The organism is Micromonospora globispora (assembly GCF_003857015.1).
Classification (GTDB): domain Bacteria; phylum Actinomycetota; class Actinomycetes; order Mycobacteriales; family Micromonosporaceae; genus Micromonospora; species Micromonospora globispora.
This window is the reverse complement of record NZ_QGGF01000333.1, coordinates 1-8,113: the sequence shown is the minus strand read 5'-3', so window position 1 is coordinate 8,113 and position 8,113 is coordinate 1. Positions and strand designations below refer to the sequence as shown.

Sequence of the window (8,113 nt, the reverse complement as noted above, 5' to 3'; positions counted from 1 at the left end):
CCGGCGGGACGCTCGCCGCGGCCTGCTGTGCGGCGGCCCGTCCCCCCGGGGTGCGCTCGACCTCCTCGACGGGGAAGTGGCAGGCCACCACGTGGCCGGTGGCCAGCTCGCGCAGCGGCGGCACCTCGCGCTCGCAGAGCTCCCGGGCCTTCCAGCACCGGGTGCGGAACCGGCAGCCGGACGGCGGGTCGATCGGGCTCGGCACGTCGCCGGTGAGCAGGATCCGTTCGCGCTGGGCGCGGTCGCGCCGGTCCGGGTCCGGCACCGGCACGGCCGAGAGCAACGCGAGGGTGTACGGGTGCATCGGCGCCGCGTAGAGCGCGTCCCGCGGCGCCACCTCGACGATCTTGCCGAGGTACATCACGGCCACCCGGTCGGAGATGTGTTTGACCACCGACAGGTCGTGCGCGATGAACAGGTAGGTCAGGTTGAGCTCCCGCTGCAGGTCGTCGAGGAGGTTGACCACCTGCGCCTGGATGGAGACGTCCAGCGCGGAGACCGGCTCGTCGGCGACGATCAGCTTCGGCCGCAGCGCCAGCGCCCGGGCGATGCCGATCCGCTGGCGCTGCCCGCCGGAGAACTCGTGCGGGTAGCGGTTGTAGTGCTCGGGGTTGAGCCCGACCAAGGCGAGCAGGTCCTGCACGGCGCGCTTGACGCCCTGCGGGGTCGGGATGTCCTGCACCCGGAAGGGCGCGCCGACGATCGTGCCGACGGTGTGCCGGGGATTCAACGACGAGTACGGGTCCTGGAAGATCATCTGCACCTCGCGGCGCAGCGGGCGCATCTCCCGGCTGGAGAGATGGGTGATGTCCCGCCCCTCGAAGACGATCTTCCCGCCGGTCGGCTCGAGCAGCCGGCTGATCAGTCGCCCGGTGGTCGACTTGCCGCAGCCGGACTCGCCGACCAGGCCGAGGGTCTCGCCGGAACGCACGGTGAAGTCGATGCCGTCCACCGCCCGGACGGCGCCCACGGTACGGCGGATGAACGCGCCGCGGGTGATCGGGAAGTGCTTCTCCAACCCGGTCACCTGCAGCAGGTCGTCCGTCGCCGGGCGGGCGGCGGTGCGTTCGGTCGAGGTGGTCGTCGACACAGTTGCTCCTTCGTACGGCGGGCCCGGTCTACAGCGCCGGGGCGATGTCCTCGGCGAAGATCCGTCGGCGCTCGGCCGGCGCGATGTGGCAGGCCACCCCGTGGTCGCTGCCCTGGGCGAGGCTGGGCACCTCGGTGCGGCACGGAATCCCGTCGCGTCCCTGGTAGGGGCAGCGCGGGTGGAACGCGCAGCCGGAGGGGAGGTTGATCAGGCTGGGCGGAGTGCCCTTGATCGGGATGAGCCGGTCCCGGGTCTCCCGGTCCACCCGCGGCATCGAGCCGAGCAGCCCCCAGGTGTACGGGTGCTCCGGCCGGCGGAAGAGCGTCTGCGCCGAACCCTCCTCGACGCAGCGGCCGCCGTACATCACCAGGATGTCGTCGGCCAGCTCGGCGACCACCCCCAGGTCGTGGGTGATCATCAGCACCGCCGAACCGAACTCCTCCTGAAGGTCCCGGATCAGGTCGAGGATCTGCGCCTGCACGGTGACGTCCAGTGCGGTGGTCGGCTCGTCCGCGATGAGCAGGTCCGGATTGTTCACCAGCGCCATCGCGATCATCGCCCGCTGGCGCATGCCGCCGGAGAACTGGTGCGGGTAGTCGTCGACCCGCTTGGCCGGCTGCGGGATGCCCACCCGGCCGAGCAGGTCCACGGCCCGCTTGCGGGCCACCGCCTTGGAGACCCGATGGTGCACCCGGTACGCCTCGACGATCTGTGCCCCGACGGTGAAGTAGGGGTGCATGGCGGTCAGCGGATCCTGGAAGATCATCGCCATCCGCTGGCCACGCAGCTGGCGTACCCGCTCCGGCGAGGCGGAGATCAGCTCCTCACCGTCGAGCCAGACCTCACCGCTGACCCGCGCGTGCTCGCGCCGGTGCAGGCCGAGGATACCGAGGCTGGTCACGCTCTTGCCGGAGCCGGACTCGCCGACGATGCCGAGCGTGCGTCCCCGCTCCAGGGTGAACGAGATGCCGTCGACCGCCTTGACCAGGCCGTCGTCGGTGGGGAAGTGGATGCGCAGATCCCGTACGTCGAGGAACGCCGCCGGGTCCGGACCGCGGCGGGGACCCGGTACCGGTTCCGTCGTGGTGAGGGGGTTCGTCGAGGACATGTCCGTCCCTTTCATCCCAGCCGTACCCTCGGGTCGATCACGGCGTACAGAAGGTCGACGATGAAGTTGGCCAGCACGATGAAGAGCGCGCCGAACAGTGTGACGCCGAGGACCACCGGCAGGTCCTTGGTGTTCACCGCGTCGATGGAGAGCCGCCCGATGCCGGGCAGGCCGAACACCGACTCGGTGAGGATCGCGCCGCCGAGCAGCGAACCGATGTCCAGCCCGAAGATGGTGACGATCGGGGTGAGCACCGACCGCATCGCGTGCTTGGCGATGACGGTCCGCTCGCGCAGCCCCTTCGCCCGCGCGGTGCGGATGTAGTCCTCGCCGACGGTCTCCAGCATCTGCGCCCTGGTCAGTCGGGCGTAGGTGGCGGCGTAGAGCAGGGCCAGGGTCACCCAGCCGAGGAACAGCTTGCCGGCCCACCCTGCCGGGTCGTCGGCGAAGTTGACGTACTCGCCGCCGGGCAACCAGTGCAGCGTGTGCACGAAGACCAGCTGGGCGAGCAGGCCGGTGAAGTAGATCGGCAGGGACACGCCGGCGAGCGCCAGCACCATCACCGTCCGGTCCAGGGCGCCACCGCGGCGCAGCGCCGAGATGACGCCGGCGAGCACGCCACCTATCAGCCAGATGATGGCCGCCCCGATGGCGAGGGAGATCGTCACCGGCAGCCGGTCCAGCAGCAGCGGCCACACCGGACGGTCGTTGCGGAACGAGTAGCCGAAGCAGGGGGCGTCGCAGTGGGTCTTGTTCGGGCCGTCGTCGAAGTCCCGGCCCGCCACCAGCCCCTTGGCGAACCGCGCGTACTGCACGGTCACCGGCTGGTCGAGGCCGAGCTTGCGCGCGGTCGCCGCCACGTCCGCCGGGGTCGCCTGCTTGCCGACGTACAGCTCGGCCGGGTTGGTACCGGCCAGCTTGGGCACCATGAAGAAGACGCCGAAGGTGACCATCGAGATGATGATCATCAGTACGGCGGACGTCAGCACGCGGCGGAGGATGTAGTTGGTCACGTCCATCGGCCGGCCGTCGGCCGGCGCCACGGGATCTCCGCGACGCCGGCCGACGCAGCGACCTTCACCTGCCTTCCGCTACTCGCAGGGGTTGTCGGGTCGGGTCACTTGCCGTCGCTGACGCCCAGCGACCCGAAGTCCCACTCGCCGAAGTACGAGTAGACGTAGACGTTGGTCAGCCGCGGGTTGCGGTAGTTGAGCGCCTTGTCGTACACGAACGGGAGCTGGGTGGCGGTGTCCATCACCTTGGCGTTGATCTGCTTCCAGAGCTCGGCGGCCTTGGCCGGGTCCGACTCGGCGGTGGCCTGGTCGATCAGGCCGTTGATCTCCGGGTCGTTGAGCTCGGCGTAGTTGTTGTTACCGCTGGGCTGGATCAGCCGGCCGTCCACCAGGACCTGGAGGAAGCCGGTACCGGTCGGGAAGTCCGCGCCCCAGCCGGCGGTCATGATGCCGTAGCCCTTCTTGTGCACGTTGTCCGGCGAGCCGATGGTGGAGCGGAAGTACAGCGACGCGTCGGACTGGTCGATGGTGGCCTTGATGCCGACCTGGGCGAGGGCCTGCTGCAGCGCCTCGGCGGTCTTGGGCTCCTTGCCCTTGTTCCGGACGGCGATCTTGGTCTCGAAGCCGTTCGGCTTGCCGCACGCCGCCAGCTCCTGCTTGGCCTTGTCGATCTGCGGCTTGCCCTGCTTGCTGCCGAACGGGTCCAGGTTCGGGTCGTGGCCGGCGATGTTCGGCGGCAGCATGTTGGTGGCGATGTCACCACCGGCGTCGGCGCCACCGCGCGCGGTCTGCAGGGCGACCTTGTCCGCGGCGTACTGGACGGCCCGGCGGCAGTGGATGTTGTCGAACGGCGCGACCTTGGTGCTGATGGTGAAGTACCGGATGAAGCCGGTCACCGGCTCGTCGGCGTTCTTCTTGAGGTTCTTGTCGAGAAGGATCTTGGCCTGGCCGGCCTGCTGCACGCCGGTCTGCGCGAAGTCGAGGTCGAGGCTGCCGTCCAGCAGCTGCTTGTCCAGCTCGTCCGGCTGCATCTGCAGCGTGACCTCGACCCGGTCCGGCAGGGCCTTGCGCACCGGGTCGGTGTTCCGGTCCCAGTTCGGGTTGCGGACCATGGTGATTTTCTTGCCCGGGTCAACCGTCTCGAACATGTAAGGGCCGGTGGAGATCGGGTGCTCGGTGTACTTGGCACCGGTGTCCTTGGCCCGCGGCACCGCGCCCGGCGCCATCGGCAGCAGGTAGAGGAAGTCCGCGAACGGCTTGGCCAGCTTGAAGACGACGGTCTTGTCGTCCGGCGTCTGCACCGACTTCAGGCCGAGCTTGTCCGGGTCGGTGTCCTTGTACGGGCCGGGGTAGTTCTGGCCCTGGTCGAGCTGGTCGATCAGGTAGGTCGGACCGCCGGAGAGCACGTCCTGGGCGAAGGTGCGCTCGATGGCGTACTTGACGTCCTTCGAGGTGACCGCGGTGCCGTCCTCGAACTTGATGCCGTCCTTGAGCTTGAAGGTGTAGGTCAGCTTGTCCGCGCTGATCTCCGGCATCGCCTCGGCCATGTCGGGCACCAGCTTGAGGCCGTCCTCACCGGGCTTGGAGTCCGGCGTCAGCAGGGTGCGGTTGTAGAACGAGCGCATGAAGTTCTGGCCGGAGGCGTAGTAGATCCGCGTCGGGTCCAGCGAGTCCGGGTCGGAGCTGTAGCCGAAGCGCAGCGTGCCGCCCTTCTTGTCGGAGGGGTTCACGATCCCCTTGGTGGCGGCGTTGAACTCCGCCGAGACCTTCGACGTGGTCTCGTCCTTGCCCGAGCCGCCGTCACCACAGGCGCTCATGCCCAGGGTGAGGGCGACCGTGGTGCCCAGCACCAGGCCAGTTCTGAATTTCACTCTTTCCTCCTTGTGGTGGCGAGCCGTCCGGGATGCCCGGGCGGGGGAGTGCGCGTGTGCCGGTGGAACAGCGGGAAAGTCGGTCCGCCCGGGTTGCCGGCCGGTCAGCGGTTGGCCTTCGGATCGAGGGCGTCCCGCAGCCCGTCGCCGAACAGGTTGAACGCCAGCACGGTGATGAAGATGGCCATGCCGGGCACGAACATGTACATGGGGTCGTACTCGTAGAACTGCACCGCGTCCGAGAGCAGCCGGCCCCAGGACGGCGTGGGCGGCGGGACACCGACGCCGAGGAAGGAGAGCGCGGCCTCGAACAGGATGTTGGTCGGGATGATCAGCGTGGAGTAGACGAGGATCGGGGCGGCCAGGTTGGGCAGCAGCTCCTTGAAGATGATCCGGAAGTTGCTGGCCCCGATGCTGCGGGCCGACTCGACGAACTCCCGCTCCCGCAGCGACAGCGTCTGGCCCCGGACGATCCGTCCGATGTAGGGCCAGCTGAAGCCGCCGATCACCACGATCATGACGGCCGTACGGAAGGCCCGGGTCGGCGGCAGCACCGAGATCAGTGCGATCGCGAACAGGATCAGCGGGAAGGCCAGGATCAGGTCCATGAACCGGCTGAACAACGAGTCGAGCCAGCCGCCGAAGAAGCCGGCGCTGACGCCGACGACGATGCCGATGGCCACCGCCAGCAGGGTCGCGGCGAAGGCGATCAGCAGCGACGTCTGCGCGCCGTAGATGACCTGGCTGAACAGGTCGCGACCGGTCACCGGTTGCACCCCGAGCAGGAAGTCCGAGCTGATCCCGCCCCAGGTGCCCACCGGCGGGATGCCGCCCAGGTTGGGGTCGATCTTGTCCTGGTGGTACTCGTTCACCGGGTGACCGAACGCCTTGTTGATCAGCGGCGCCAGGATGGCGACGAGGATCAGCAGGAACACAGTGATCCCGCCGGCCAGCGCCACCCGGTCCCGCTTGAGCCGGGTCCAGGCGATCCGGCCCAGGGAGCGGCCCTCGATCACCGTCCCGGGGACGGCTGGAGTTTCCTCCGCGGGTTGCGTCTCGGTCGGTGATGTCACCGGTCCGACAGTCATGGCGGCGCCTTTCTCCGACCACGATGGACAGTTCGCCGGCCGTGGGTTTCGCGCAGGTGAGCAGCGTGAACGCGCGAACGAAACTCATCGGCCGACTTTGTTGGTGTGACACTGGACCCGCTGCCTGGTGATCGTCAATAGGACGCCGCTGATGTGACCAATAACAGTCCGGGCCGTGACGTTGGCGTTACAAGTCCTCCGCCGTTCGGCGGCCCTGGTTGCTGATGCAACGGGTACGAGATCAACGTCCACCGCACGAAAGGACGAAATGGCATAAACAACGTTCGGGTTGAGCCGACCCCGACGAGCACCGCCGAATGCTCCCGGCATTCCCGGGTACGCAACCGAGCCGAGACGAGCCAAGGGGAGGCCCGATGGGCATGGCCAACCAGCCCGGAGCCGGTGGTCGACCGGCCAGTCCCACCGACCGACTGGCCGAGGACGTGGCCGAGGTGGTACGCGACGAGGTCCGCGCGGTACGGACCCAGCTGGCGGATGCCGCCCGGCCGGCCGGGCTCGGCTTCGTGCTGCTGGCCGCGGCCGGAGGGTGTGCGGTGCTGGCAGTCGGGGCAGCGTCGACGACCGCGCTGCGGATGCTGGAGGCGTTCCTGCCCCGGCGGCTCGCGGCGGCGGGGCTGACCGCCGGATACCTCGCCGGTGCCGTGTTCCTCGGCGCTGCGGGGCTGGAGCAACTGCGGGCGGCGGGCGGAACGTCGGCCCGCCTGGCCGACGAGGTCCGCGACGCCGTCTCGACCACCGCGAATCGGGTGGTGCCCGCCGGTTCCTCCGCCGCCCGGGACGAGCTGGGACGCTGACCCGGACCGGCGTCCCGGCGGGTCTACGGCGGTACGCGCCGTTCCACCGAGAGGAAGCAGTCATGCGGGACAAGCACGAACAGGCCGAACAGATGCGACCGGAGGTGCCGTCGACGGTGGCGCGCTCGGACGACAAGGCCGTGCGTACCTACAAGAAGACCCTGGAGTCGGCCGAGGAGACGTACGGCGGCGGCGAGCGGGCGCACCGGACGGCGTTCGCGACGCTGAAGCACACCCACGAGAAGGTGGGTGACCACTGGGAACCGAAGGAGCACAAGGGGCCATCGGACGCGCAGGCGGAGCTGGGCGCACCGGCGTCCCTCGAGCACCCGCGCCCCACCGCCGAGGGCGTGGACGCCAACGCCAGCAAGGGCCATCTCGACCACGTGGCGCGCAAGGTCGGCATCGACCGGCCGGAGGACATGGAGAAGGACGAGCTGATCCGGGCCATCGAGAAGGCGAACGCGCGAGCGACCGCACGGGCCCGCGGACGGTGACAGACACCCGGCCCGGACCGCCCAGACCGACGGCGAACGCGGGCCGGCCGGGTGCTCCGACTCGGCCGGACAACGGGGGCAGCGGCAACCGGTAGGGAAAGGTGGCGAGGCGATGAACAGGAATCGGATGAGCGACGCGATCGTCGGCGCGGTCGGCGACGTGGCCGGTGCGGCGGCGGATCCGCGCCAGGGGTTCAGCCGGCTCCGCTCGGCGGTCAGCGGCCGCACCCTCGCCACGGTGGCCGCCGGCGTGGGCATCGGTTACCTGATCGCCCGGTCCCGCCGCCGGGGCTGAGCCGCACCGCGGCCGGCGTCACCGCCGGCCAGGCCGGGCGGGGTCAGCGGGCGGTGGCCAGCAGGCGGCTGATCTCGGGTGCCGCCGGATGCTGCGGCGCGACGGACAGGAACCGGCGCAGGGTGCGCGCCGCCTCGGTGGAGCGGTTACCGCGCTGGGCCAGCCCCAGCACGAGCAGCCCGTCCGGGGAGTCCGGGGTGCGCGCCAGCACCTCCCGCGCGGTCCGCTCCGCGCCCGCCGGGTCGCCCGCCCGGAGCAGCGCGAACGCCAGCCGCAGCCGGATCGTGTCGTCGGGCCGGTCCCGCAGCGCCTCCCGGTACAGCTGAGCGGCGGCGT

9 protein-coding genes are annotated in these 8,113 nt (G+C 69.9%); 3 read left to right on the top strand and 6 right to left on the bottom strand.

The genetic code is table 11. The features are described from left to right. From DKL51_RS16435 to DKL51_RS16415, 5 genes are all read right to left on the bottom strand, one after another. Nucleotides 1–1,090, bottom strand: a 1,090-nt coding sequence (locus DKL51_RS16435; protein ID WP_124812216.1) for an ABC transporter ATP-binding protein, incomplete at its 3' end; no start/stop codon positions are given. A gap of 28 nt (nucleotides 1,091–1,118) precedes the next feature. Beyond that, nucleotides 1,119–2,198, bottom strand: coding sequence for an ABC transporter ATP-binding protein (locus DKL51_RS16430; protein WP_109947315.1), 1,080 nt, complete (start codon nucleotides 2,196–2,198; stop codon nucleotides 1,119–1,121). A gap of 11 nt (nucleotides 2,199–2,209) precedes the next feature. Continuing rightward, complete coding sequence (locus tag DKL51_RS16425; protein WP_311768052.1) at nucleotides 2,210–3,241, bottom strand: ABC transporter permease; 1,032 nt, start codon at nucleotides 3,239–3,241, stop codon at nucleotides 2,210–2,212. 74 nt (nucleotides 3,242–3,315) lie between these two features. Further along, a complete protein-coding gene (locus DKL51_RS16420) occupies nucleotides 3,316–5,082 on the bottom strand; it encodes an ABC transporter substrate-binding protein (protein WP_311768051.1) in 1,767 nt (588 codons plus the stop codon). Nucleotides 5,083–5,186: 104 nt separating this feature from the next. Then, nucleotides 5,187–6,170 carry an ABC transporter permease gene (locus DKL51_RS16415; protein ID WP_109947316.1) on the bottom strand — a complete coding sequence of 328 codons (984 nt, stop codon included), beginning with the start codon at nucleotides 6,168–6,170 and terminating at the stop codon, nucleotides 5,187–5,189. 374 nt (nucleotides 6,171–6,544) lie between these two features. On the opposite strand from DKL51_RS16415, the gene DKL51_RS16410 reads away from it, so the two are divergent. The 3 genes from DKL51_RS16410 to DKL51_RS16400 all read left to right on the top strand — a co-directional run bounded on the left by DKL51_RS16410 (nucleotide 6,545) and on the right by DKL51_RS16400 (nucleotide 7,777). Then, nucleotides 6,545–6,985 carry a phage holin family protein gene (locus tag DKL51_RS16410; RefSeq protein ID WP_165823242.1) on the top strand — a complete coding sequence of 147 codons (441 nt, stop codon included), beginning with the start codon at nucleotides 6,545–6,547 and terminating at the stop codon, nucleotides 6,983–6,985. Nucleotides 6,986–7,047: 62 nt separating this feature from the next. Further along, nucleotides 7,048–7,482 carry a ChaB family protein gene (locus tag DKL51_RS16405; RefSeq protein WP_243421062.1) on the top strand — a complete coding sequence of 145 codons (435 nt, stop codon included), beginning with the start codon at nucleotides 7,048–7,050 and terminating at the stop codon, nucleotides 7,480–7,482. A 112-nt stretch (nucleotides 7,483–7,594) separates the two neighbouring features. Continuing rightward, nucleotides 7,595–7,777, top strand: coding sequence for a hypothetical protein (locus tag DKL51_RS16400; protein WP_123809853.1), 183 nt, complete (start codon nucleotides 7,595–7,597; stop codon nucleotides 7,775–7,777). A gap of 43 nt (nucleotides 7,778–7,820) precedes the next feature. Here the strand turns inward: DKL51_RS16400 and DKL51_RS16395 are convergent. Then, on the bottom strand, nucleotides 7,821–8,113 hold a 293-nt coding region (locus DKL51_RS16395; protein WP_124812215.1), incomplete at its 5' end, for a tetratricopeptide repeat protein.

Excerpts from the sequence above, each read along its gene's own strand:
- DKL51_RS16430 (WP_109947315.1), bottom strand. The coding sequence starts at position 2,198 with ATGTCCTCGACGAACCCCCTCACCACGACGGAACCGGTACCGGGTCCC.
- DKL51_RS16415 (WP_109947316.1), bottom strand. The coding sequence starts at position 6,170 with ATGACTGTCGGACCGGTGACATCACCGACCGAGACGCAACCCGCGGAG.
- DKL51_RS16410 (WP_165823242.1), top strand. The coding sequence starts at position 6,545 with ATGGGCATGGCCAACCAGCCCGGAGCCGGTGGTCGACCGGCCAGTCCC.
- DKL51_RS16405 (WP_243421062.1), top strand. The coding sequence starts at position 7,048 with ATGCGGGACAAGCACGAACAGGCCGAACAGATGCGACCGGAGGTGCCG.
- DKL51_RS16400 (WP_123809853.1), top strand. The coding sequence starts at position 7,595 with ATGAACAGGAATCGGATGAGCGACGCGATCGTCGGCGCGGTCGGCGAC.